Genomic DNA, 24,340 nt, shown 5'->3' with positions numbered 1-24,340 from the left:
CGGCCGGTGGATCAGGGCCCGTCCACCATCAGCCGGGCCACCTCGCGCTTGAGCCCGCCGGTCTGGGCCTGGATCAGGTGGAACTGCGCCTCCCGCGAGAGCCGACCCGCCGTGTTGCCGTACTGGATCGCGCGCCCGCCGGCCACCGCCACGCAGGCCGCGGCGGCCCGTACGGCCAGGTCCAGGCTCTCGGCCCGCAGTCGCAGCCGGTCCGCGGGCCGTTCCCCGGGCGGTAGTTCGTCCCGCAGCGCGTACGCCTCGGCGCGCAGCCGGGCCGCCCGGTCCGCGATCCGCAGCCCGAGGTCCTCGTAGCCCTCGCAGTCGAGCAGGAAGTCCGCGGTGGCGCGCAACTGCCCGAAGACGGCGGGCTGGGCGTCGGCGTTCTCCAGGTCGTACGCCCGCACCCAGTCGGCCCGCGGCTCCCGGACCACCACCTCGGCGTCCGGCACGAACACGTCCCGGACCTCGACGGCCGCCGTGCGCGTCCCCCGCATCGCCCACAGCGGAGCCGACGGCGCCGACGCCAGCCCGGCCCCCGGGGCGCAGTCCACCGGCGCGAACAGCACCTCGTCCCGCGACGTGAGGGCGCCCAGGTACACCACGTCGGTCAGCCCCCAGCCCGTCATCCACGGCACCCGCCCCGACAACCGCCACCCGCCCGACTCCCGCTCCGCGGTGACGGGCGGTCGCGGATGGCGCAGGAAGGCGAAACCGCCCGTGGCCCGCCGGTCTCCGCGCGCCAGGGCCGGCAACCACGCTTCCCCGAGCGCCGCGTCACCACCGCGCAACAGCCCCTTGGCCAGGGCGTGGTGCTGCGTCCACACGAACCACGTCGACGGATCGGCGGCGGCCAGCAGCTCGTGCACCTCCCGCGTCACCCGCCGCGCCCCGACCCCGCTCGCGGGATCCGGTTCGTATGCGATCAGCCCGTACGCTCCACACGCCGCGAGCGCGTCGAGGTGCGAACGCGGCACCCCCGCCTCGGCGGTCTCCTCCACACACGGGCGCAACACGCGCACCGCGGTCTCGGTGACGGCGGCGACCAACGGATCGACCGCCAGGTCGGGCGGGGTGGCCAGTGCGGTTCCGGCGCCGGGGACCGTGTGCATGCGGGTCATTCTTCTGGTGCGGGGCCGGCGGGAGCCTCGACACGCGAGTTTTTACCGACGCGTAACTTCCAAGTCTTGCTACTCGCCCGTAATTTAACGGCAGCAGCCCCCCTTGTGATCCGGATCACGGGACGAACCCCCACGCCCTTTCCCCTTGACCCGCAAGGAGATCACACGATGCTGCCCTGGAGACGACTGCTCCGCCCGCTGGCCGTCCTCGCCCTCACCACCGCCGCGCTCATCGCCCCCACCACCCCCGCCGCGCAGGCCGCGTCGGCGCCCGGCAGCGGCTGGAACAACTGGTCCTGTCGGCCGACGGCCGCACACCCCCGCCCCGTCGTCCTCGTCCACGGCACCCTCGGGAACTCCGTCGACAACTGGCTCGGCTTCGCCCCGTACCTCGTGAACCGCGGCTACTGCGTCTACTCCCTCGACTACGGGCAGCTCCCCGGCGTCCCCTTCTTCCACGGCCTCGGCCCCATCGAGAAGTCCGCCGCCCAACTCGACGTGTTCGTCGACAAGGTGCTCGCCGCCACCGGAGCCGCCAAGACCGACATCGTCGGCCACTCACAGGGCGGCATGATGCCGCGCCACTACCTGAAGTTCCTGGGCGGCGCCGCCAAGGTCAACGCCCTCGTCGGACTCGCCCCCGACAACCACGGCACCACCCTGAGCGGGCTGACGCGCCTGCTCCCGTACTTCCCCGGCGCCGAGGACCTGATCAGCGCCTCGACCCCCGGCCTGGCCGACCAGATCGCCGGCTCGGCCTTCATCACCCGCCTCAACGAGGGCGGGGACACCGTCCCGGGCGTGAAGTACACCGTGATCGCGACCCGCTACGACGAGGTGGTCACCCCCTACCGCAGCGCCTTCCTCGACGGGGCGAACGTGCGCAACGTCGTGCTCCAGGACCTGTGCGCCCTGGACCTCTCCGAGCACGTGACCATCGGCCTGACCGACCGCATCGCCTGGCACGAGGCGCTCAACGCACTCGACCCGGCACACGCCGAACGGACCACCTGCGCCTCGATCTTCGAGTGACGAGGCACGGGCGGTCCGTCCGGACGGCCTGACGGACGGCCTGGGCCCTGTCGTCAAGGTCCCGCCTGGCCCGCGGCGCCACTTAGGCGACAGGACCTAGCGGCCGTGGCGGCCCGCGGCGCTCCGGCGGCGGGCCGCCACGAACAGCGCGGCCGCGCCGACGGCCAGGGCGCCGGCCCCGGCCATCGCGATCGTCGGGGTGGCGCTGTTGCCGCCCGTCTCCGCGAGGTTGCCGTCCTTCGGGGTCACGGGTGCCTCCGAGGCGAGGAGGGGAGCGGCGGCGTTCCCGGTGTTGGTCTTCGCGTCGTCGTCACCGTGACCGTGGTGCTCCACGGAGGACTTGACCGCGCCGGCCGCGATCTGCTGGTCCGTGGGCGCCTTGGCCAGGGGGCAGTCCTCGTCGGTGCCGGGCACGCCCGTACCGGGCTTGGTGCCCGGCTTGCCGGGCGCCTTCGACGGCTTGCCGCTCCCACCGGCGCTCGGCTTCGCGCTCGGACCGGTACCGGTACCGGTGCCTGTTCCCGTACCGGTGCTCGGCTTGCCCGTGGGCTGCGCGCCGCCGCCGGTGCCGGCACCCGCGCCGTTGTCCTTGCCGAAGACCACGTCCGAGCAGCTGTAGAACGCCTCCGGGCTGTCCGAGCGCTGCCACACGCTGTAGACGAGGTGGCGGCCCGTCTTCTTCGGGACGGTGCCGGAGAAGACGTAGTCACCGTTGCGCATGCCAGGGTCGGTGACCTTCACGAACGGCTTCGACTCCAGGTCGGACCACTTCAGCGGCTTCGTCGGGTCGTAGCCGTCCTTCGTCACGTACAGCTCGAAGGACCCCTTGTGCGGGGCGGTGCCCTTGTAGCGGAAGGTGTGCGCGCCCGAGGTCATCGAACCGGCCGGCCAGTCGGCGCGGGGCAGGTCCAGGCCCTTGTACTTGGCGTTGCCCGCGGAGCACAACTGCCCGTCCGGGATCAGGGACTTGCTCTGCCCGGCCGCGTTGGCGATGTTCACCGCGTTCCAGTCGTAGAACGCCTGCGCCCCGCTCGCCGCCACCGCCGCCTTGCAGGCCGCCGACTTCGGGGACTCCGGGCCCTCCGCGTAGCACGCCGCCACCCGGCTGACCGGGTCCGTCATCGAACCGTGGGCGGCCGCGGGCACGGCGGCGTACGCGGCCACCGCGAGCGGGGCCAGGCCGACGGCGGCGATTCGGGCGGCGGTACGGCGTGCGTGGCGCATGGATGGAACTCCTCTGGGCAAGGCGGCGGAACGGGCTGAGCGCGTCAGGGGCGGGCCGGTGCGAGTCGGCCGGGCCGACGGCCGTCCCTCACGGGTCGCGGCGCCGCCCGGGGCCCTCCCCGGCTCGGCCAAGCTAGCCTCCCGAAAGCCCCGTTCGGCCCGGATCCGGCGCCGATCGGAGATCCTTAGGGCGCGCTTAAGGCAGGGACAAGCGCCACCTCAGGAACACGTCCGTGCAGCCTCCGGAACACGTCCGTACCGCCTCGGGGCCGGGCCCCGGGACCTGCCCCGGGGCCGCGTCCGCTCAGCCGAGGAGCGCGGCCAGACCGACCGGTGTGCGGGACTGGCGTTCCAGGGCGTCGAGCGCGCGGACCGCCTCGCCGGCGGCCTCCGGGTCGGTCGCGGCGAGTCCGCTCGCCTCGAACTCGTCCTCGTCCAGGCGCAGGACGAGGGCCCCGTCCGCCGAGACCCACAGGTCCAGGTCCAGGTCCTCGACGAGGATCTCGCCGTCCCGGACCACGGCGGGGCGGGTGATGTCGCAGTACCAGCCCTTCAGGACGCCGTCGCCCGTGCGGACCTCCTTGACCGCGTACCAGCGGTCGCGCCAGAAGTGCTCGGTGAACACGTCGCCGGGCTCGAAGCGCACGAACCCGAAGTCGCGCACCGTCGCGGCCGCCCAGGGGGCGCGTACGGAGATCCGGTCGCCGGTGTCGGCGAGGAGCTCGGCCGGATAACGGATCTTGGTGCGGCCCGCCTTGGTGAGGGTGACGTCGATTCGCTCGCTCATCGCGCCGTGGGCTCCAGACGTTTGGTGAAACGGGTCTCCGTGGCGCGGATCTCGTATCCGAACCAGGAGTTGATCGCGAGCATCGGGGCGTTCCCGGCGTCGTTGCCCGTGAAGGCCTCCGTACAGCCGGCCGCGACGGCCCGGCGCAGGGAATCGATCTTGGCGAGTTTGGCCAGGCCGCGGCCCCGGTGGGCCGCCAGGGTTCCGGTCATCCCCGAGGCGTAGCGCCCGGTGCCGTCGGTCCGGGCGGCGGTGAACGCGACCGGCTCGCCGTCGACGAGGACGACCGTGGTCAGCTCCTTGTCGAGCGTGGGCTCGTGCCAGACACTGCTCAGCCAGTCCTCGTAGTCGTCCAGTTCCACCGGCAGGTCGCCCGGCTCGTCCCGGCTCACCGCCGCGTCGGCCTCGTACAGCGGCCGCGGATCGTCGACGAAGGCGGAACCGGTGCGCAGCTCCACCCCAGGCGGCAGCTCGGCCGGGTACGGGGGAAGGACGGCGGTGGTGAGGTCCAGCCGCAGGAAGTGGGCGGAGCGGCCGGGACGGTAGCCGTGCCGCTCGGCGAAGGCCCGGTGGCCGGGCTCGTCCACGACCCAGGCGTACGTCTCCACCGCGCCCCGCGCGAGCAGGTGCTCCTCGGCCGTGTGCAGCAGGGCGGTCCCGGCTCCGAGCCCCCGGTGGTCGGGATGGACGTACGCGTTGACGAAGGACGCGCCCGGCTCGGCGCTGTCGTGCGCGATGCCGACCTGGGCAGTGCCGACGACCCGGCCGTCCCCGTTCTCCGCGAGGAGCAGCCGGTAGCGCTTGTCGGGGTGGGCGGAGGCGAGCTCGTGGGCCACCCCGGCCCCACTGGCGATCATGAACGGGAGCGCGGCGCGGCGCACCGCGGCGACTGCCTCGGCGTCGCCCGGGTCGCCCGGGCGCAGGTCACGGATGGTGAGGGTCATGGCGCCGACGCTAGGACGATCAGAGCGGGGACGCCTGCGAATTAGGCGGGCGATGGGAGAGAATCGGCCGCGTGACCCCGACTCCCTCGCACCTGAAGATCAAGATCGACGGCTCGGCCGGCGCTGCCGCCCCCTACGAGCAACTGCGCGCGCAGATCTCGGCGGGAGCCCGGGCGGGACGGTTGCCCGTGGGGTTCCGACTGCCCACGGTCCGGGCCCTCGCGGAGGAACTGGGGTTGGCGGCGAACACCGTCGCGAAGGCCTACCGGGCACTGGAGGCGGACGGTGTCGTCGAGACCCGGGGCCGCAACGGAACCCTCGTCGCGGCCGCGGACGACTCGGCCTCCCGGGAATCGGCCACCGCCGCGCAGGCGTACGCGGAGCGGGCCCACCGGCTGGGGCTGACCTTCGACGAGGCCACGGCCGCCGCCCTGGACGCCCTGCGGGCCCGGTACGGCAAGTAGGCGCACCCGGTACGGCAAGCAGGTCCACCCGGGCCGGCCTCAGTCCTCGCGGCGTCCCAGTTCGGCCTTGAGGTGGTGTCGCATGGGCTGCCCCATCGCCGCCATCTCCTGCGTGATCGTCAACTGTCCGTCGGCGAGGGAGTACCGGCGCCTCATCCCGGTCACCTCCTTCGCCCGCGGGGTCCGCGCCACGTGATCCGTCTCGATCTCGATCTCCGTACCGGACACACGGCCCACGTACGTCTCCACGATCCCGGTCGGGTGGGCCAGCGTGACCTCCAGCGAGGCGTCGGGCATGACCCGCCACCAGCCGCTCTCCCGGCCCGAGGGACGCAGGGGCGCACCGGACTCGTCGATCAGCCAGGCCCGCGACTCGTACCGCAGGAAGGGCCTGCCGTCGTGGCTGAAAGTGATCTCCTGCTCGTACCGGAACCCCTGCTCCAGGGTCGGGTACTCGCCCCGCCCCCGGCCGTGCCAGCGCCCCAGCAGGGCCAGCACCGGCGCGAGCTGCGGGTGCGGCGCGGGGCCCCCGCCCGGCGTGAGGCTGTCGGGGTACGGATTCTCCTGCGCCGGCTCGGGCACGGGGCACTCTCCTGTTCGGCGGGTCCTGACCGCGGCGGGCTCGCGCCGACCGACGGGACTGCGACTACGGGGCCATTGTCCCCGGCCCGCCGGTACCGCGGCGGCGCCGCCCCGACGCGGGTCGGGCTACAGGTAAAGCCCCGCCTCGGTCCCGTGCCCCTGCGGGGGCAGCAGCGCGGCCGGCCCGGCGCCCCGCCGGAGGGCGAACAGTTCGGCCAGGGTGGCGCCCTCGCGGGAGACCCCCTCGTCGGTGCCGAGCCAGTCCACGGCCTCGCGGTGCGTCAGCCGGCCGACCTCGATGCGGGCCAGGCAACGGCCCGGCCGGACCACCGCCGGGTGGAGCCGCTCCAGGTCCTCGTTGGTCGTCACGCCGACCAGGACGTTGCGGCCCTGGCCCAGCAGACCGTCCGTCAGGTTCAGCAGCCGGGACAACGCCTGCCCGGCCTGGTGCCGGGCCTCGCCGCGGATCAGCTCGTCGCAGTCCTCCAGCAACAGCAGCCGCCAGCGCCCCTTCGCCGTGCCCTCGTCCTCGCCGATCGCGATGTCCATCAGGTAGCCCACGTCGTTGAACAGCCGCTCCGGGTCCAGGACGCAGTCGACCTGGCACCAGTCCCGCCACGAGCGCGCCAGCGTCCGCAGCGCCGAGGTCTTCCCGGTACCGGGCGGGCCGTGCAGCAACAGCAGCCGGCCCGCGATGTCGTCGGGGGTGACCTTCATCAGCCGGTCCATCGCCCCGGCCACCGGCGCGGTGTAGTTCGAGCGCACCTCGGGCCAGGTGCCGGCGGCGATCTGCCGGGTCGTGCGGTACGGCCCGCGGCGCGGGGAGACGTACCAGAACCCCATCGTGACGTTCTCCGGCTGGGGTTCGGGCTCGTCCTGGGCCCCGTCCGTGGCCTCCCCGAGCACGCGGGTGGCGAGTTCGTCGCTGACGGCCGTCACCGTCACGTCCGCGCCGCGACTCCAACGCGACACGAGCATGGTCCACCCCTCGCCCTCCGCGAGGGTGGCGCTGCGGTCGGTGTCGCGAGCCGAGCGCAGCACCTTCGCCCCGGCCGGCAGGAGGGTCGCTTCGACCTTCACCCGTTCGATGGAAACGCTCTGGGAGTAAGGCTGCTCGCCGGAGGCGAACCGGCCGAGGAACAGGGCGTCGACGACGTCGGACGGTGAGTCGCTGTCGTCTACGTTGAGCCTGATCGGCAGGGCCTCGTGCGGGTTGGCTGGCATGGCGCCCATGATCCGGCACGATCTGGCCCCGTGCACCCGTGTTTCGCCGGAACGGGTGCTCAAGTTCCCTCTTCAAACGCATGGGGAGTGAAGATTCCGGCGCAAGCCTGCCCCGAACATTCTTGGCATGGCCACTTCCAGAAGTGCGCGGCTGCTTGTACCACGGACTCAGGAGTAACCCCCACAAGGAGCCGCACACATGAGCAAGAGAATGTCGCGCTTCGCCGCCCTCACCTCCTCCCTGTTACTCGCCGCGGGCGCCGCCCTGTTCGGCGCCGGCCAGGCGGCCGCCTCCGCCCGGGCCGACTTCGGCTACGTCGCGCTCGGCGACTCGTACTCGTCCGGCGTCGGCGCCGGCAACTACGACGGTTCGAGCGGCAACTGCAAGCGCACCAACCGCGCCTATCCGGCCCTCTGGGCCGCCGCCCACTCCCCGCAGACCTTCTCCTTCGTCGCCTGCTCCGGTGCCCGGACGGGCGACGTCCTCGCCAACCAACTGGGCCCGCTGAACTCCGGCACCGACCTCGTCAGCATCACGATCGGCGGCAACGACGCCGGTTTCTCCGATGTCATGACGACCTGTGTGCTCCAGTCCGAATCCACCTGCGTCAACCGCGTCAACCAGGCCAAGGCGTACGTCGACTCCACCCTGCCGGGCAAGCTCGACCAGGTCTACGACGCCGTCTCCGGCCGATCCCCGGGCGCCCACGTGGTCGTCCTCGGTTATCCCCGCTTCTACAAGCTGAACGGATCCTGCGTCAGCGGCCTGACCGAGGGCGAACGCGCCGCCATCAACGGCGCGGCCGACTACCTCAACGCCGCCGTCGCCAAGCGGGCCGCCGACCACGGCTTCACCTACGCCTCGGTCGCCGGTGCCTTCACGGGCCACGAGATCTGCTCCGGCAGCCCGTGGCTGCACAGCGTCAACTGGACCAACATCGGGGAGTCCTACCACCCGACCGCGTCCGGCCAGTCGGGCGGTTACCTGCCGTCCTTCGCCTCCAAGGCCTGACCCGGGCCCCGTTCAGAGCGTGACCCCCGGGCTCGGCGCCGGCGACGGCGTCGGGCCCGGGGAACCCGGTGAACCGGAAGGGCCGGGGGAGGAGGCCCCGCCCGTCGGGGTCTCCTTCTCGCAGGTCACGGAGAACTCCAGCCACGGCGAGGTGGCCCGCGCGGCGCCCCGCACCTCCAGCCGGACCGCGTCGTCGAGGGTCGCGCCGGCGCGATGGCCCGCCTCGACGTGGTCGACCTGCCGGGTCGTGGCGCCGTCCGCCCCGTACGAGAGGTCCTGCCAGCGGGGCTCCGACCCGTCGGCCGACCCGCCCCGGGTCACCCAGCGGTACTCCAACTCGGCGGGAACGCGCGCCACCTCCACGGTGCCGGCGAAGGCGGGCGCGTCGACGGGGGGCGGCGGGCAACTCCCCGCGTAGCGAACGCGGAGCGTGTGGACGTACACCGTGACCTTCCGCGCGGGCGCGCCGGCGCCCGCCGACGCCGAGGTGGACGCGGAAGTCGAGGGGGAGGGGGAAGAGGGAGTCGAGGCGGGCGTCGACGACGTCGACCGCGTGGCCGCGGGACCCGAACCGCCGGCCCCGTTCGCGGGAGCCCCGGCCGTGTCCCCGTCGTCCTTCCAGAGCAGCCAACCCAGCACGACCAAGGCCAGGACCAGCACCACGATCCCCACCGTCAGCACCGTCCCGGCCCGCCCCTGCGGCGGCGTCGGTCCCGATGGGGACACCACGGTCGGCGCCGTGCCCGACCCCGGCGGCACCGACAGGGGTGTCGGCGGCGTCGCGGCCCGGGACCCCGCGTCCCGATCGTGCCCGTGCGCGGCCGTCACCGCCGGAGCCGGCCCCGACGACGGCCCCGACACCGGTCCGCCGGCGGCCCGTGCCGTGCCGCCCGCGCCGATGATCCGCAGCATCCGGGACGCCTCCGCCGCCGACAGCCGCTCGGCGGGGTCCTTCCGCAGCAGCCCCTCCAACACGGGCTCCAACGGGCCGGCCCGGCGCGCCGGGGTCAACTCCTCGTCCACCACCGCCTGCAGTGTGGACAACGGCGTGTCGCGCCGGAACGGTGAGGACCCCTCGACGGCCGTGTACAGCAGCACGCCGAGCGACCACAGGTCCGACGTGGGACCCGGCTCGCGTCCCAGCGCCCGCTCCGGGGCCAGGAACTCGGGGGAGCCCACCACCTCGCCGGTCATGGTGATGGCCGAGGAACCCTCCAGGCTCGCGATGCCGAAGTCGCCCAGCACCACCCGCCCGTCGTTGGCGATCAGCACGTTGGCGGGCTTGACGTCCCGGTGCAGAACCCCCGACTCGTGCGCGGAACGCAGCGCGGCCAACACCTGCTCGCCGATGTGCGCGGCCCGCTGCGGGGGCATGGGCCCCTCGCCCTCCAGCACCTCCGCCAGGGACAGTCCGCGGATCAGCTCCATCACGATCCAGGGGCGGCCGCCCTCGCTCGCCACGTCGTACACGGTGACGACCCCGCGATGGGAGACCCGGGCCGCCGCCCAGGCCTCGCGCTCCATGCGCCGGTACAACCGCTCCACCTCGGCGGTGTCCAGTCCGGCGGGCGCCCGCACCTCCTTGACGGCGACCTCGCGCCCCAGCACCTCGTCGCGCGCCCGCCAGACGATCCCCATGCCGCCGCGACCCAGGGGGCCCAGCAACCGGTACCGACCGGCGATGACACGCCCGTCCTCACCCGCATTCCCACTCATCCGAGCCCCCCGAACGTGTTACCGGACGATCACTCCAAGTTAGCGCAGTGTGCGCCGTGTGGCCCCTGTCGCGACAGGACTCCCCGTATGAACCGCCACGACTTCCGAGGGGGCGTCAATTCCGCACAATCTGTGCGGAGAGTGACGATTGACTCCGGTGAGTAATCGTCAACTCCCCGTAGGTATAGGGGTAATTCACACCACCGGGATACCCGGGCGCGACGCGGGGGCGATAGGGTGAACCTGCCCGGGCCGGGTGCCCTCGTACGGGTGGGGAGAGACATGGAACAGATAGCAATGCGCAGCAGGCCGCCTCGCGTGCCTGCCATCACCTGCGGGAGCAGCGCGACCAGCTCGCGCCTCGACCGCCATCTCGCCGTGTTGGGCGGTCCCGCCGTCCCGCATCACGAGACCGCCGAGGCGACGCTGCTGATGCGCGAGCTCACCGCCCGCGATCACACGCACGTCCAGCGGAGCCGGAGCGCGCGCGTCGCGCTCTTCGCGCCGCTGCGTCGCCTGCGTCGCACGCTCTTCGGCAGCCGCCGCTCGTAACTGCCCGCAGAACGCGGCCGGTTGACCCGGCTGCGCCCACCCGGCCCTGTACGTGTTCGCGGTGTCACCGGTGTCGTCGGTCTCGTCGACGTCATCGGTGTTCTTCCGGTGTGGATCGCCTCAGGCGACCACGCCGTCCTGGCGCAGAGTCGTGATCTGCGCGCCCGTCATCCCCAGGGCGCGCAGCAGGGCGTCGGTGTGTTCGCCGAGCGCGGGTACCGCTCCCATCCGCGCCGGCGCGCCGTCCGGCAGCCCGATGGGCGGCAGCAGAGCGCGCAGCGGACCCGCGGGCGACCCGATCTCCCGCCAGCGGTCGCGCGCCGCCAACTGCGGATGCGCCGCGACCTGCGCCACCGAGTTCAGTCGCGCGCAGGCGATGCCCGCCGCCTCCAGCCTCCGGATCGCCTCGTCCGCGTCCAGCGCGGCCAGCGCCCCGGCCACCACCGCGTCCGTGCGCTCCCGGCCCAGCGTGCGGGCGGCGTTCGTCGCGAACGCCGGATCATCCGCCAACTCCGGCTTCTTCAGCACCTGTTCCGCCAGCCGCCGCCACTCCCGGTCGTTCTGCACCGACAGCAGCACCCGGTCCCCCTCCGCCGTCGGGTAGGCGTCGTAGGGCGCGATCACGGCATGCGCGAGACCGGTCCGCACGGGCTGCTCCCCGCCGTGCATCGTGTGGTGCAGCGGGTGCCCCATCCATTCGGCGAGCGCGTCCAGCATCGACACCTCCACCCGGCCCCCGCGCCCGGTGATCCCGCGGCGCAGGAGGGCGGCGAGCACCCCCGAGAACGCGTACATGGCCGCCGCGATGTCCGCCGCCGGGATGCCCGCCTTGACCGGCCGCTCCGGGGTCCCGGTCACCGACACCAGCCCCGCTTCGCACTGCACGAGCATGTCGTAGGCGCGCTTGTGCGCGTACGGCCCCTCGGCCCCGTAGCCGGAGACGTCCACGGCGACCAGACGCGGGTACCGGGCGCACAGCGCGGCCGAGTCCAGCCCGAGGCGGGCGGCGGCCCCCTGGGCGAGGTTCTGGACGAAGACGTCGGCGTCGGCCAACAGCTCGTGCAGGACCTCCCGGCCCCGCGCGTCCTTCAGGTCGAGCGCCAGGGACTCCTTGCCCCGGTTGGCCCAAACGAAGTGCGAGGCCAGACCCTTCGCGGCGGTGTCGTAGGCGCGCGCGAAGTCGCCGCCGTCGGGACGCTCGACCTTGATCACCCGGGCGCCGAGATCGGCGAGCTGGCGGGTGGCGAAGGGGGCCGAGACGGCCTGTTCGACGGCGACGACGGTGACACCGTCGAGGGGGAGCGGGTCGTGGGGGCGTGAATCGGGTGTCATGGCAGCCTGCCTACCCGGTCCGACCCGGATCTGTCACCCCCCGCCCGGCGGCTCCGCCCCTGCGCTCGGTCCTGACCGCGTCTCGGTTCTGACCGCGTCTCAGTCCTGGCCGCGCGCGAACCGGCGGGTGGCCGGCGGCGCGAAGAGGGCCAGGATGACGAGCGACCAGAGCAGCGCCCCGGCCACCGGGTGCGCGGCCGGCCAGGCGGCCCCGGCCGCCGGTTCGCCGCCCGCGTTGCCGCAGAGGGTGCGCACGGCGCCGGCCACGGCGCTGATCGGGTTCCACTCGGCGACCGTCCGCAGCCATCCGGGCAGCCCGGAGGTCGGCAGGTAGGCGCTGGACAGCATCGGCAGGACGAAGGTGGCGCCGCCGAGTTGGCCGGCGGCCTCCTCGCTCTTGCTGAGCAGGCCGAGGTACGTGCCCACCCAGGCCGAGGCGAAGCGGAACAGCAGCAGCACTCCGAGGGCCCCCAGCGCGCCCGGCAGCCCGTTCTCGATCCGCCAGCCCATGGCGATCCCCACCAGCATCAGCGGCACCATGGACACCCCCGTCGTCAGCAGGTCGGCGGTGATCTGCCCGAGGGGCACGGCGGCCCGACTCATCGGCAGGGTGCGGAACCGGTCCGTGACCCCACGGTGGGCGTCCTGTGCGGCCGTGAACAGGCCCGTCATCAGCCCGTTGGCGGCGGTGGCGGCGAGCAGGCCCGGAAGCAGGAACTCGCGGTATTCGGAGCCCGGCATCGCGAGCGCGCTGCCGAACACGTACCCGAAGAACAGCAGCATCATGATCGGCATGGTCTGCGTGAGCAGCAGCAGCGCGGGCGCGTGCCGGGCCTTCTGCAACTGGCGGGTGACGACGGCTCCGCCGTCGGACAGCAGGGTGTTCATGCCGCGTGCTCCTTCTCGGGTGTGACCTCGCGGACCCGGGTGAGGCGCAGGAACACCTCGTCGAGGGTGGGTGGCCGCAGGGTGGCGTCGGTGACCGGGATGCCGGCCGTGTCGAGGGCGCGGATGATCCGCGGCAGGGTCAGGCCGGTGTCGGACACGGTCACGCCGACGGTGAGGCGTTCCCCGTTCAGGACGGGTCGGCCCCCGGTGAGTCGGTCCAGTACGGCCGCCGCGCCCGTGAGGGCGTCGGGGTGGGTGACGGTCACCTCCGCGTGGGAGCCGATCCGGGACTTGAGTTCGGCCGGGGTGCCGGTGGCGATGGCCCGGCCGCCGTCCACCACCACGATGTCGTCGGCGAGCCTGTCCGCCTCCTCCAGGTACTGGGTGGTGAGGAGCACGGTCGTGCCCCCGCCGCCTCCGCTGCGGCCGGCGAGTTCTCGCACCGCGGTCCAGATCCGGTCGCGGGCCGCCGGGTCGAGGCCGGTCGTGGGCTCGTCCAGGAACAGCACGCGGGGCCGGGCGAGCAGCCCCGCGGCCAGGTCCAGGCGCCGCCGCATGCCGCCCGACCAGGTGGAGGCGGTGCGGTCGGCGGCCTCGGTGAGCTCGAAGCGCTCCAGCAGCTCGTCGGCGCGGGCCCGACCGGCGGCCCCGCGCAGCCCGGCGAGGCGGGCGAAGAGCCGCAGGTTCTCCCGGCCGGTGAGGTCCCCGTCCACCGAGGCGTACTGGCCGGTGACCCCGATGCTGCGGCGAACGGCCCCCGGAGCGCGGGTGACGTCGTGGCCGGCGACCAGGGCCCGCCCGGCGGTGGGCGCGGTGAGCGTGGTGAGGATCCGGACGGCGGTGGTCTTGCCGGCGCCATTGGGGCCCAGGAGCCCGCAGATCGTGCCCTCGGGCACCGCCAGATCGAGCCCGCGCAGGGCGCGCACCTCGCCGTAGGACTTTTCCAGACCTTCACTAAGTACAGCGTACGTAGTCGTCATGCACGGCACCCTACCTCACTACGTACGGCGTACGTAACTAGGATGGAGGCGACGAACGAGGTGATGAGCGATGACCCCCAGCGGCCGCCCCGCTGAACCCGAAGTGATCTGGGCCCGCCCACAACGCGCGGGACGGGGCCCCCGCCCCGCCCACAGCCGCGAGTCGATCGCGGCCGAGGCCGTGCGGATCGCCGACGCCGAGGGGATCGAGGCCGTCTCCATGCGCCGCGTGGCCGCCGGGATCGGGGCCGGGACGATGTCCCTGTACAACTACGTGCCACGCAAGGAGGACCTGTACGAGCTGATGGTCGACGCCGTCAGCGGGGAGTACGAACTGACCCCGCCCACCGGCGACTGGCGGGCCGACATGCTCGCGCTGGCCCGTCAGACGCGCGACCTGATGCGCCGCCACCCGTGGCTGCCCCGGCTGCTCACCCCGGTCTACGGCTTCAGTCCGCACGCCCTGCGGTACCTGGAGTACAGCCTGGCCTGCCTGGAGCCGCTGGACGCGCCGGACGGACGGAAACTCGAACTGGTCGCCGCCGTCAACGGCACCGTGGCCACCTACGTGGGCGGCGAGTTGGCCCTGGCCGAGCGGGCCCGCGCACTGCCCTGGAGCGAGGCCGACGAGCAGCGCGTACGGGCGGCGTGGCTCGGGTCCCGGCTGGCGAGCGGGGACTACCCGCGGCTGGCGGGCGCCCTCACGGCGCTGCCCTCCGTCCCCGCCGACCTGGACGCGCCGGACGAACTGTTCGACCGCTGGATCACGCAGCTGCTCGACACCTGGGGGGCATGAACGCGCGGGGTCGGACACCCGGGGCGCGCACGGGCGGGCACCCGGTCCTCGGGCGGCGTCGACCGCGCACCCGGGTTCACGGCGCGCCCTGGGTTCGCGGCGCGCCGGGGTTCACCGCGCTGCCCTGGGTTCGCGCCGCGCCGGGGTTCACAGCAGGGCGAACTGGCCGCCCGGGCCCTCCTCGCGGTGGTCCAACACCGAGGCCGGTCGGCGGGACCCGCGCGGCGGCGGCAACACCCCGAGGCCTTCGAGTTCGGTGGCCGTGAGCGACGGGCCGGGCTCGAACGCCGCCCGCTCCGGCGCCAGATCGGCCAGCAGCGCCAGGCTCGTGACCAACGCCAACAGCTCCGAGGTCCATGACTGCGGCCACTCCCCGGGCCCCAGCGCCTCCAAGCCGTCGACCCCGTCCGAGCGGTGCGCGGTCCGGGCGGCGAACCAGGACTCCAACACCCGCTCGCCCCGGGACTCCTGATCCCACGCTCCCGGCGGCACGGGGGAGATGCTCCCGTCCCCGAGCCCCAGGGTCTCGGTGTCCGGGTCGTACGAGAGCCCGCGCGGCCACGCCGTGACCGTCGAGCGGACGTACGGCCGCCGCCCGCCGGGCAGACGGGGCGGCTCACCGCCCCGCGCCCCGCGCAACTGGACGGTCAGCAGGCGCTGCCCGAGTTCCAGCCCGGCCCGCCAGCGTTCCGGGTCGGCCGTCAGCGGGACCTCGTACGTGCCCCGGGCCCCGGGGCGGCCCGCCGCGAGCACCCAGCACAGCACGTCCTCGGGAGTGACCCAACCGCCGAGCCGCTCGCCCAGCAGGTGCAGCAGGCCCGGCGCGAGGTTGGGCTCCGCGCCGCCGGGGCGCCGGTGCAGCGGGCGGATCCGGCCCAGCCGGCCGGCCGGGAGATGGGCGGTGACCAGCGGTTCCGGCGTCTCCACGACGAACAGCTGGTGGGCGTCGCGCACCCGCCACAGCTCGGGGCGGGCCCGGTCGATGAGCCGCTGGTCGGGCAGCAGCCACTGCTCGTCGAAGGGTGCGGTCAGCACCCGTACGGGCTCCGGGAACGGGCCCGGCGCCTCGGCGAAGCGGGCCGTGGACGCGGACCGCTGCCCGGGCAGCGCGGCGGCCCCGGAGGAGGGCGTACGGGCCCGGGTCGGACGGAACAACCTCTCCCGCTCGGCGCCTTCGGCGCCGGCCAGGGTCGCCCAGCGGGCCCGCAGGGTCGCCGGCTCGGGGGCCGTCACCCAGTCCCGCCCCAGCCGCAGCGAACCCACGGCCCAGGGCATCAGATCGTCCAGCAGCGGTACGTCGTCGCTCACCCGGCAGATGGTAGCGAGGGGAGGCGACGCCCGGGCCGCGTCCAGGCCGAAGCGTTACGCTCCTTATGAACGCATCTGTACCGGTGTGGTGGACCGAGCCCTGTGCGGGCCCCCTGCGCGGACCGAGCCCCGCGCGGACCGACCCCTGTGTGGACCGACCGCTGTGTGGACCGACCCCTGTGTGGACCAACCGCTGTGGACCGAGGAGACGGCTGATGAGTCAGTACGACGAATACTCGACTCCTTCCCAGGCCGAGGGCGAACGCCTCGACGAGGACATGGACGAGCGGCAGAAGCGCCAACGGCATCCGCAGACCACGCGCACCACCCCGTCGCAGGCCGAGGGCGAGCGGGGCGCGGAGGAAGACGCGAAGCGGCCCCCGGGCGCGTAGGCGGGGCGTGTGGGCGGCGCGTGGGTCGGCGGGTGGGCGGGCCCCCGTGCCTCGACCGGCTCGGTGTGCGCAGGCCGGTCGAGGCCGCTCTCAGTGCGCGTCGACCGTCACCGTGAAGGAGAACCGGTCGCCGCGGTAGCGGATGCGGGCCACGTCCACCACCCGGCCCCCGTCGTCGTACGTCACACCCGTGTAGTGCAGGATCGGGCTCAGCAGCGGGACCTGGAGCAGCGCGGCCGTCTCCGGGTCCGCGAGCCGCGCCTCCACGGTGTCCGTGATCCGGCTGATCTTCACCCCGACCAGGTCACGGAGGACCTTGGTCATCGGGAACCGTTCCAGGTCGCTCAGGTCGATGGATGCGGCCAGCTCCGTGCGGACCGCGTTCTCCGCCCAGTTCGTCGGCTCGCCGCTCACGCTGTCGTGGCGCAGCCGCCGGTACGTGACCAGCTCCGAGGTGTCCGGGAAGTGCTCCAGCAGCTCCCCGGACACCGCCGTCCGCTCGTGTCCGAGAATCGTCGTACGCTCACCCGACTGCTGGGCCACGATCGCGTCGACCGAACCCAACAACCGCACCGGGGCCCCGCGCCGCGCCCCCGGCTCGATGAACGTCCCGCGCCGCCGGTGCCGACTGATCAGGCCCTCCCCCTCCAACTCCTTGAGGGCCTGCCGCATCGTCAGCACGCTCACCCCGTAGTGCCCGGCCAACTGCTCCTCGGTGGGCAGGCGCAGCGAGGCGTCCGGGGTGCGCCCCAATATCGAGGCGCGCAGCGACTGGGACACCTGGTACCAGAGCGGCAACTTCCGGTTCAGCACCAGGGAGTCGGGGGCGAAGGCGGTCACGGGTGGTTCTCCGTACGGCTGGACGTCTGGGGCGGGCGTGCAGCGAATGCTAGGCGCGGAAGTGGCGTTCCAGACCCTGCCAGACGTCGTCGTATCCGCGCTGGAGGTGTTCGGCGCCGGCCGCCTGGTCGGTGGCGACGATGGGCCAGCGGGTCTCGAACATGAAGGCCAGCCCGTCGTCGATCTTCTGCGGCTTCAGCTCGGCGGCGCTCGCCCGGTCGAAGGTCTCCCGGTCCGGGCCGTGCGCGGACATCATGTTGTGCAGCGAGCCGCCACCGGGCACGAAGCCCTCGGCCTTCGCGTCGTACGCGCCCTCGATCAGGCCCATGTACTCGCTCATCACGTTGCGGTGGAAGTACGGCGGACGGAAGGTGTCCTCTCCCACCAGCCAGCGCGGGGCGAACACCACGAAGTCCACCCCGGCCAGCCCCGGGGTGTCCGAGGGCGAGGTCAACACGGTGAAGATCGACGGGTCGGGGTGGTCGTAACTGATCGAGCCGATCACGTTGAAACGGCGCAGGTCGTACACGTACGGGACGTGGGTGCCGTGCCAGGCGACCACATCGAGCGGCGAATGGTCGTACGTGGCCGTCCAGAGGTTGCCGCAGTACTTGTTGACCACCTCGGTCGGGCGGTCGACGTCCTCGTACGCGGCCACGGGCGCCCGGAAGTCCCGCGCGGCGGCGAGGCCGTTGGCGCCGATCGGGCCGAGGTTCGGCAGCTCGAAGGGCTGCCCGTAGTTCTCGCAGACGTAGCCGCGGGCGTTCGCGTCGAGCAGCTCGACGCGGAAGCGGACCCCGCGCGGGATCAGGGCCATCTCGCCCGGCCGGGCGCTGAGCAGGCCGAACTCGGTGCGCAGCAGCAGGCCGCCGCGTTCGGGGACGATCAGCAGCTCGCCGTCCGAGCTGCTGAACACCCGATCCGTCATGGCGGCGTTGGCGGAGTAGAGGTGGATCGCCATGCCGGCGCGCTGGGCGGCGTCGCCGTTCCCGCCGAGGGTCCACAGGCCGGCCAGGAAATCGGTGCCGGGCGCCGGGTCGGGCAGCGGGTTCCAGCGGAGCCGGTTCGGATCCGGCACGGTCTCGGTGAAGGGTGCGCTGCGCAGGCCGCCGTTGTCGACGCGGGTGAACGGCGGGTGCGCCGCCGAGGGGCGGATTCGGTAGAGCCACGAGCGGCGGTTGTGGGTGCGGGGCTCGGTGAACGCGCTGCCGCTGAGCTGCTCGGCGTAGAGGCCGAGAGGGGCGCGCTGGGGCGAGTTCCGGCCGTGGGGGAGCGCGCCCGGAACGGCCTCGGAGCTGTGCTCGTTGCCGAATCCGGTGAGGTACTCCAGCGCCTCCGCGGTCTTCCTGGCCTGCTCGCTGGTGTCGCCGTCACTCATGGAACGCTCCCGGTCTGCCGAAGGAATCCTATGGGTGACAGTAGGATTCACGGCCCCCCGCGTCAACGGTGACCTTCCGGCCGGCCCGCCCTACCGGCCCGAAGAGCCTCCGTTCGGGTGTGTGAAGCCCGGTTCGGCGGCGCTCGGCCTCCGTCCCCGCACGGCCGGTCTGCCCGTGCCCGAGCGTGCCCGTGCCCGAGCCCGTGCCCGTGCTCGCGCCTGCCGTCGGACCGGCGGGTTCAGGCGGGTTCCGACGGGCGGGTTCAGACGGGTTCCGGCGGGCGCCGAACCGATTCGCGTCGAGGGGGATCCCAAAAGGTGAACATTGCTCTACTCTCTCGCGCATGTCGTGGACCCGCAGGTTTCCTGCCGTGCCGGCGGCGCTCCTCGCCGCCCTCCTCGCGTTCCTGTCCCTCCTCGCCGCCGCGCCCGCCGCCCGCGCGCACGAGGAGCGCCCCGTCACCCTCCCCGACGGCAGCGGCTCCGTACCCGAGTACCGCAAGGCCGAGCCCGACCTCCTGGTGTGCAAGACCGACCGCCCCGCCTTCGAGCGCCGGATATCGGGCTTCCCGCAGGAACTCAGACAGCGCAACCTCGCCCTCTACGCGCAATGCGAGAAGACCGGCTTCCGTCACCTCCAAGAGGCCGTGGACGCGGTGGACCGACCGGGGATGAACATCGCGATCCTGCCCGGCCTGTACGAGGAGGAGCCCTCACTCCCCAAGCCCACGGGCGAGTGCGCCACGCTGAAGGCGCCCAACTCCTCGCTCGGCTACCAGATCCTGTCCTACGAGCAGCAGGAGCGGTGCCGGCACAACCAGAACCTCGTCGCGATCCTCGGCAAGACGAACCTCCAGATCGAGGGCACCGGGGCGTCCCGCCAGGACGTGGTCATCGACGCCAAGTACCAGAAGCTGAACGCCATCCGGGCCGACAAGTCCAACGGCATCTACTTCCGCAACTTCACCGCCCAGCGCACCACCTTCAACTCGCTGTACGTGCTCGCCGGCGACGGCTTCGTCATCGACGACGTACTGACCCGCTGGAACGACGAGTACGGCTTCCTGACCTTCGCGAGCGACCACGGGCTCTACAAGAACTGCGAGTCCTACGGCAACGGGGACTCCGGCATCTACCCCGGCAGCGCCTCCGACATCAACGACGGCCGCGGCTACGACGTCCCCCGCTACTCCATCGAGATCACCGGCTGCCGCAGCCACCACAACATGGTCGGCTACTCGGGCACGGCCGGGGACTCCGTCTGGGTCCACGACAACGAGTTCGACCAGAACATGGGCGGCGCGTCGATGGACAGCGCCTTCCCCGGCCACCCCGGGCTCCCGCAGAACCACGCCAGGTTCGAGCGGAACCTGATCCACGACAACAACCAGGACTACTACCGTCACGTCGCCGACGGCACCTGCGCCAAACCTCCCATCGAACGGGGCTACGAGCAGGGCGTGGTCTGCCCGCAGATCTCCATGCCGCCCGGCACCGGCATCATCACCGCCGGGGGGAACTGGAACCTGTACGAGGGCAACTGGGTGTACGGCCACCAGCGCGCCGGATTCTTCCTGAGCGCCGTCCCCGCCTTCATCCGCGGCGAGGAGGCGTGGGCCAAGCAGGCCGACACCTCCCACCACAACCGCTACGCCGCCAACATCCTCGGCAAGGACAAGGCCGGGGCCTCCCGGCCCAACGGCATGGACGTCTGGTGGGACGGACAGGGCAGGGGCAACTGCTGGCAGGACGGACCCGACGGTTCCACCCCCGCCACCCTGCCCGAGTGCGGCGAGCGCCGCGGCGCCGTCTCCGGCGGCTCCGCGCGTCTCGCCGGCGAACCGGTCAAGCTCGTCCAACTGCTGGTCTGCGCCGACTACAACGTCCAGGCCCGCAAGCTGCCGGCGGGCTGCGACTGGTACGGCGCCCGAGGCCTGGAGCGGGTCGAGACCCAGATCGCGTTGGCCGTCGCGGCCGTGCTGCTGCTGGTCGGCGGAGTCCTGTGGTGGCGCCGACTGCGCGGCTCCCGAGGGGGGACGCTCGCCTCGCTGCTGGGCCTCGCCGGGCTGTGCCTGGACGTCGCCGGGTCCACCACCGCCCTCACCCCCACCTTCGTGCCGGCACTGGCCCTGCTCCTCCTGGGGCTGTGGTGGACGGGCGTCTGGCTGGTCCTGCGCGCCGACCGGCCGTGGCTCGCCCGGCTCACCCTGCTACTGGCCGTCCTGACCCTCCTCGACGCCTTCGACAGGGCCGTCCTGATGATTCCCTGGATCCCCCTCGGCCCCGCCTGGGTACGGGCGCTCGTCGCGGTGGTGTGGGTGCTCTGGGCGGTCGTCGCCTCCGCCCGTCCGGAAGCCCGCCCGGGCACGCCGGCGCGCCCGACCGGCCCCGGCGGCGACCCCGACGGGGATCGCGCCCCGGCCCCGGTCGGCCCGCCCCCGGCCCTGAGCGCGGCGGCCGCCACCCACTCACCGGCCGCCACCGAACCCCGGGCCGCCACCCACTCCTCGGCCGGGACCGAACCCTCGGCCGCCACCGAACCCCGGGCCGCGACCGAACCCCCGGCCGGGACCGAACCCCGGGCCGCGACCGAACCCCGGGCCGGGAACGGAGGCCCGCGGTGAGCCGAGACCATGCCGACCGCATCGGCCGCGAGGCCTGCGCCGCGCCGACCCACACGGCCCGCCCACCCCGCATGGCCCGCCCACCCCTCACGGCCCAACCGACCCGCGCGACCCGCGCGACCCGACTGCCCCGTCCTCCCCGGCGTGCGGTCGGTCCTCGCCGCCGAACCGTCCGCACCGCGGTTCTGGTCGCCCTGCTCCTGCTGCTCGCCGGCGGCACGGCGACGGGCTGTGGGGGTCGGGCCACCACCCACCACAAACCCGGCACCAGCCACGAACAGGCCTCAGGTGACGTGGGCACCCTGCTCGGTGCCCAGGACGGCGCCGGCCACCGCCTCCGGCAGGTCCCGGCCCAGGGCGCGCCGGAGGTGCGGATCACCACCAGGCCGGACTCGGAGGACGGCTGGAACCTCCAACTGGTCGTGAAGAACTTCCGCTTCACCCCCGACAGTGTCGGCGGCGCGGCCCTCCCCGGCGCCGGCCACGCCCACCTGGAACTGGACGGGCGCAAGCTGGCCCGGGTGTACGGCCCCTGGTACCACCTGCCCGCGGCGCAGGTGCCCGAGGGCGTGCACACCCTGGCCGTCCGCCTGTACGCCGACGACCACACCGCCTGGGCCGTCGGCGGCAAGGTGGTCGAGGCCGCCGTCGAGCTGACCGGTGGCCCCCCGGGCCAGGGGTCCCACAGCCACGCCGCCCCCACGCCGACGACGCCACCCCAGGCAACCCAGACCCCCCAGCCGGCCCAGACCCCCCGGAGCTCCGAGACCCCGGATGCCGACCGCACGGTCACCGTCGTCGTCCGGGACGGCAAGGTGGTTCCCGCTCCCGGCCGCGTCGAGGTGGGGCGCGGCGAGCGGGTGGCCCTGCGCGTCACCAGCGACCGCGCGGACACCCTGCACGTCCACGGCTACGACAAGGAACTCGCCCTGCCCGCAGGCCAGGAGGCCACCCTGATCCTGACGGCCGACCGCACCGGGCTCTTCGAGGTCGAGACCCACGAGAGCGACCTCGTCCTCACCCAGCTCCTCGTCCGATGACCCCCCTCGGCCTCGCCCCGGGCCTGCCCCCCGCCCCGGACCTCCGACTCGCCCCGGACCTCCCTCTCGCCCCGAGGCTCCTCCTCGGCCCGGGCGCCGGCGGCTGTCCGGGCCCGTGCGCGGGGGGCGGTCGCTCCGGCCAGGACGTGGTCCCGTACCTGGCCGATCCGTCGACCACCCTGCTCGCACACGGGATCGGGTCCCAGCACGATCTGCCGATCTCTCCCTTCTACGCCTTCGCCGGTGCCTTCGCCGCGCTGTTCGTCTCCTTCCTCGCCCTCGGTCTGCTCTGGTCCACGTCCCGCTTCCGGGGTGACCGTTCGGGCCTCGCCCTGCCCGCCCGGTTCCAGCGGGTGGCCGACGCGCCGGCCACCCGCACCACCTTGCGCGGGCTCGGTCTCGCCGCCGCCCTCGTCGTGTTGCTCCACCTCCTCATCGGTCCCGACGGCCCCGCCCGAAACCCCGCTCCCGGCGCCGTCTACGTCCTGCTCTGGGTCGGACTCGTCCCGGCCTCCCTCCTCCTCGGCCCCGTATGGCGCCTTGTCAACCCGCTCCGCACCCTGCACCGACTCCTCGCCGTCGCCCTGCGCCGCCGTGCCCCCGACCGCCCACTGCCCGCCCGGCTCGGCCAATGGCCCGCCGCGGTCGGGCTGTTCGGCTTCACCTGGCTGGAGCTCGTCTCCCCGGATCCCGCATCCACCACCACCCTCCTGATCGCCCTCGGTTGCTTCGTCGTCGGTCAACTGGCCCTCGCCGCCCGCTTCGGCGAGAACTGGTTCGCCGACGGAGACCCCTTCGAGGCCTACTCCGATCTCCTGGCCGGACTCTCCCCCCTCGGCCGTCGCTCCGACGGCCGGCTGGTCCTCCGCAATCCGTTCCACGGACTCGACGCGACGCCCGAGCGGCCCGGACTCGTCGCCGTCGTCTGTGTCCTGCTCGGCTCCACCGCCTACGACGGCTACTCCGACAGCCCCGCCTGGATCAACGCCATTCAGACCTCCCCTCTCGGCCGCACCCCCACGGCCACCCTCGGACTTCTCGGTTCCATCGCCCTCGTCGCCGCCCTGTACTGCCTGTGCGCGGCGGCCACCCGCCTCGTCAGCGGCCCGCACCCCCGCCCGCTGACGGCCTTCGCGCACTCACTCGTGCCGATCGCGCTCGGCTATCTCGTCGCCCACTACTTCTCCCTCCTCGTCACCGAAGGACCACGCACAGTAATCATGGCAGCAGGCACTGACAACGCCCCAGAACCCTTGCCACCACTGGGTCCAGGCGGTCTCGCGGCCCTCCAGGTGATCGCCGTCGTCACCGGACACGTACTCGGAGTGATCGCCGCGCACGACCGGTCCGTGCGCCTCTTCCCGCCCGCCAAGGCCGTGGCCGGCCAACTGCCCCTGCTCGCGCTGATGATCACGTACACCATCGGTGGCCTCAGCCTCCTGCTGAACTGAGGCCACCGGCCCGAGCGGAAGCCAGGAACGGCATGATGGATCCCGTGCCCCCCGCCCACCCCATGCGCCGGACCCCGATCCAGCAGCGCAGCGCCGACCGGCTCGCCCGGATCCTCGACGCCTGCGCGGAACTCCTGGACGAGACCGGGTACGAGAACCTCAGCACCCGTGCCGTCGCCCTGCGCGCCGGAGTGCCCATCGGCTCCGTGTACCGCTTCTTCGGGAACAAGCGAGCCATGGCCATCGCCCTGGCCCACCGCAATCTCGACCGCTACGCCGACGGCATCGAGGAACGGCTGGCCGTCCTTCCGGCCACCCACTGGCGGCCCGTCGTCGACGCCGTCCTGGACGAGTACCTGGCGATGAAGCGCAGCGTGCCCGGATTCGCGCTCGTCGACTTCGGGGTGCCCGCGCCGCCTCCCGAGGGCCCGGCCGCCGACCCCAACCACCTGGTTGCCGCACGGCTCACCGAACTGCTCTCCCGCCACCTCGGCCGCACCCGCGACGCCGCCCTCGAACGGTCCGTGCTGGTGGCGGTCGAGGCCACCGACGCGCTCATTCAGTTGGCCTTCCGCGTCGACCCCGCCGGGGACCCCGGGATCGTCGCCGAAACCCGGGCGATGATGCAGGCCTACCTGGCCCGCGTACTGGACTGA

At 73.3% G+C, this 24,340-nt stretch carries 23 protein-coding genes; 10 read left to right on the top strand and 13 right to left on the bottom strand.

Going from position 1 to position 24,340, the window contains the following annotated elements:
• Positions 1-11: 11 nt before the first annotated feature.
• A complete protein-coding gene (locus tag OHA84_RS09555; protein ID WP_159041410.1) occupies positions 12-1,109 on the bottom strand; it encodes an acyl-CoA dehydrogenase family protein in 1,098 nt (365 codons plus the stop codon).
• Between the two features lie 177 nt (positions 1,110-1,286).
• On the opposite strand from OHA84_RS09555, the gene OHA84_RS09550 reads away from it, so the two are divergent.
• Complete coding sequence (locus tag OHA84_RS09550) at positions 1,287-2,150, top strand: triacylglycerol lipase (RefSeq protein WP_053679262.1); 864 nt, start codon at positions 1,287-1,289, stop codon at positions 2,148-2,150.
• Between the two features lie 96 nt (positions 2,151-2,246).
• Here the strand turns inward: OHA84_RS09550 and OHA84_RS09545 are convergent, their stop codons facing one another.
• The 3 genes from OHA84_RS09545 to OHA84_RS09535 all read right to left on the bottom strand — a co-directional run bounded on the left by OHA84_RS09545 (position 2,247) and on the right by OHA84_RS09535 (position 5,105).
• Positions 2,247-3,374, bottom strand: coding sequence for a lytic polysaccharide monooxygenase (locus tag OHA84_RS09545; protein ID WP_266972174.1), 1,128 nt, complete (start codon positions 3,372-3,374; stop codon positions 2,247-2,249).
• Positions 3,375-3,678: 304 nt separating this feature from the next.
• The gene (locus OHA84_RS09540; protein WP_266972176.1) at positions 3,679-4,161 is read right to left on the bottom strand and encodes a DUF402 domain-containing protein; all 483 of its coding nucleotides are present in this window, start codon (positions 4,159-4,161) and stop codon (positions 3,679-3,681) included.
• A complete protein-coding gene (locus OHA84_RS09535) occupies positions 4,158-5,105 on the bottom strand; it encodes a GNAT family N-acetyltransferase (protein ID WP_266972178.1) in 948 nt (315 codons plus the stop codon). Before OHA84_RS09535 ends, OHA84_RS09540 begins: the two co-directional genes overlap by 4 nt.
• Before the next feature lie 71 nt (positions 5,106-5,176).
• Between OHA84_RS09535 and OHA84_RS09530 the strand changes: the two genes are divergently transcribed.
• Positions 5,177-5,569, top strand: coding sequence for a GntR family transcriptional regulator (locus tag OHA84_RS09530; RefSeq protein ID WP_234350059.1), 393 nt, complete (start codon positions 5,177-5,179; stop codon positions 5,567-5,569).
• Positions 5,570-5,608: 39 nt separating this feature from the next.
• On the opposite strand, the gene OHA84_RS09525 is transcribed toward OHA84_RS09530, so the two are convergent.
• Together OHA84_RS09525 and OHA84_RS09520 are read right to left on the bottom strand one after the other, a co-directional pair.
• On the bottom strand, positions 5,609-6,151 hold the full coding sequence (locus tag OHA84_RS09525; protein WP_053679274.1) for an FABP family protein: 543 nt from the start codon (positions 6,149-6,151) through the stop codon (positions 5,609-5,611).
• Between the two features lie 126 nt (positions 6,152-6,277).
• Complete coding sequence (locus tag OHA84_RS09520) at positions 6,278-7,375, bottom strand: DUF5925 domain-containing protein (RefSeq protein WP_053679339.1); 1,098 nt, start codon at positions 7,373-7,375, stop codon at positions 6,278-6,280.
• 199 nt (positions 7,376-7,574) lie between these two features.
• Between OHA84_RS09520 and OHA84_RS09515 the strand changes: the two genes are divergently transcribed.
• The gene (locus tag OHA84_RS09515) at positions 7,575-8,387 is read left to right on the top strand and encodes an SGNH/GDSL hydrolase family protein (RefSeq protein ID WP_053679276.1); all 813 of its coding nucleotides are present in this window, start codon (positions 7,575-7,577) and stop codon (positions 8,385-8,387) included.
• Positions 8,388-8,399: 12 nt separating this feature from the next.
• On the opposite strand, the gene OHA84_RS09510 is transcribed toward OHA84_RS09515, so the two are convergent.
• Positions 8,400-10,103 (bottom strand): serine/threonine-protein kinase, encoded by a 1,704-nt coding sequence (locus tag OHA84_RS09510; RefSeq protein ID WP_266972181.1) that lies wholly within the window; start codon positions 10,101-10,103, stop codon positions 8,400-8,402.
• A gap of 282 nt (positions 10,104-10,385) precedes the next feature.
• Between OHA84_RS09510 and OHA84_RS09505 the strand changes: the two genes are divergently transcribed.
• Positions 10,386-10,655 carry a hypothetical protein gene (locus OHA84_RS09505; protein WP_078998975.1) on the top strand — a complete coding sequence of 90 codons (270 nt, stop codon included), beginning with the start codon at positions 10,386-10,388 and terminating at the stop codon, positions 10,653-10,655.
• A gap of 120 nt (positions 10,656-10,775) precedes the next feature.
• Here the strand turns inward: OHA84_RS09505 and OHA84_RS09500 are convergent, their stop codons facing one another.
• The 3 genes from OHA84_RS09500 to OHA84_RS09490 form a co-directional block, all read right to left on the bottom strand.
• The gene (locus tag OHA84_RS09500; protein ID WP_266972183.1) at positions 10,776-11,987 is read right to left on the bottom strand and encodes a CaiB/BaiF CoA-transferase family protein; all 1,212 of its coding nucleotides are present in this window, start codon (positions 11,985-11,987) and stop codon (positions 10,776-10,778) included.
• A 99-nt stretch (positions 11,988-12,086) separates the two neighbouring features.
• The gene (locus OHA84_RS09495; protein ID WP_053679281.1) at positions 12,087-12,875 is read right to left on the bottom strand and encodes an ABC transporter permease; all 789 of its coding nucleotides are present in this window, start codon (positions 12,873-12,875) and stop codon (positions 12,087-12,089) included.
• Positions 12,872-13,855: an ATP-binding cassette domain-containing protein gene (locus OHA84_RS09490; protein ID WP_266972186.1), complete on the bottom strand. Its 984-nt coding sequence runs from the start codon at positions 13,853-13,855 to the stop codon at positions 12,872-12,874. Before OHA84_RS09490 ends, OHA84_RS09495 begins: the two co-directional genes overlap by 4 nt.
• Before the next feature lie 70 nt (positions 13,856-13,925).
• Here OHA84_RS09490 and OHA84_RS09485 point away from each other — a divergent pair, with 70 nt between their 5' ends.
• Positions 13,926-14,651 carry a TetR/AcrR family transcriptional regulator gene (locus OHA84_RS09485; RefSeq protein ID WP_053679284.1) on the top strand — a complete coding sequence of 242 codons (726 nt, stop codon included), beginning with the start codon at positions 13,926-13,928 and terminating at the stop codon, positions 14,649-14,651.
• A gap of 147 nt (positions 14,652-14,798) precedes the next feature.
• Here the strand turns inward: OHA84_RS09485 and OHA84_RS09480 are convergent, their stop codons facing one another.
• The gene (locus OHA84_RS09480) at positions 14,799-15,959 is read right to left on the bottom strand and encodes a type ISP restriction/modification enzyme (protein ID WP_371591336.1); all 1,161 of its coding nucleotides are present in this window, start codon (positions 15,957-15,959) and stop codon (positions 14,799-14,801) included.
• A 215-nt stretch (positions 15,960-16,174) separates the two neighbouring features.
• Between OHA84_RS09480 and OHA84_RS09475 the strand changes: the two genes are divergently transcribed.
• Positions 16,175-16,351, top strand: a complete 177-nt coding sequence (locus OHA84_RS09475) for a hypothetical protein (protein ID WP_199826536.1) — start codon at positions 16,175-16,177, stop codon at positions 16,349-16,351.
• A 90-nt stretch (positions 16,352-16,441) separates the two neighbouring features.
• On the opposite strand, the gene OHA84_RS09470 is transcribed toward OHA84_RS09475, so the two are convergent.
• Positions 16,442-17,191, bottom strand: coding sequence for a GntR family transcriptional regulator (locus tag OHA84_RS09470; RefSeq protein WP_053679288.1), 750 nt, complete (start codon positions 17,189-17,191; stop codon positions 16,442-16,444).
• A 49-nt stretch (positions 17,192-17,240) separates the two neighbouring features.
• Complete coding sequence (gene hmgA / locus OHA84_RS09465) at positions 17,241-18,569, bottom strand: homogentisate 1,2-dioxygenase (protein ID WP_266972189.1); 1,329 nt, start codon at positions 18,567-18,569, stop codon at positions 17,241-17,243.
• A gap of 344 nt (positions 18,570-18,913) precedes the next feature.
• Between hmgA and OHA84_RS09460 the strand changes: the two genes are divergently transcribed.
• The 4 genes from OHA84_RS09460 to OHA84_RS09445 are packed head-to-tail and all read left to right on the top strand — an operon-like array spanning position 18,914 to position 24,340.
• Positions 18,914-21,193, top strand: a complete 2,280-nt coding sequence (locus OHA84_RS09460; RefSeq protein WP_266972191.1) for a right-handed parallel beta-helix repeat-containing protein — start codon at positions 18,914-18,916, stop codon at positions 21,191-21,193.
• Positions 21,190-22,233 (top strand): hypothetical protein, encoded by a 1,044-nt coding sequence (locus OHA84_RS09455; protein WP_266972193.1) that lies wholly within the window; start codon positions 21,190-21,192, stop codon positions 22,231-22,233. The genes OHA84_RS09460 and OHA84_RS09455 overlap by 4 nt, the downstream gene beginning before the upstream one ends.
• Positions 22,230-23,684 carry a hypothetical protein gene (locus tag OHA84_RS09450; protein WP_266972195.1) on the top strand — a complete coding sequence of 485 codons (1,455 nt, stop codon included), beginning with the start codon at positions 22,230-22,232 and terminating at the stop codon, positions 23,682-23,684. Before OHA84_RS09455 ends, OHA84_RS09450 begins: the two co-directional genes overlap by 4 nt.
• Before the next feature lie 35 nt (positions 23,685-23,719).
• Positions 23,720-24,340: a TetR/AcrR family transcriptional regulator gene (locus OHA84_RS09445; protein ID WP_053679345.1), complete on the top strand. Its 621-nt coding sequence runs from the start codon at positions 23,720-23,722 to the stop codon at positions 24,338-24,340.

It is taken from the genome of Streptomyces sp. NBC_00513, assembly GCF_041431415.1.
GTDB lineage: Bacteria > Actinomycetota > Actinomycetes > Streptomycetales > Streptomycetaceae > Streptomyces.
This window is presented reverse-complemented; position numbering and strand designations above follow the sequence as displayed.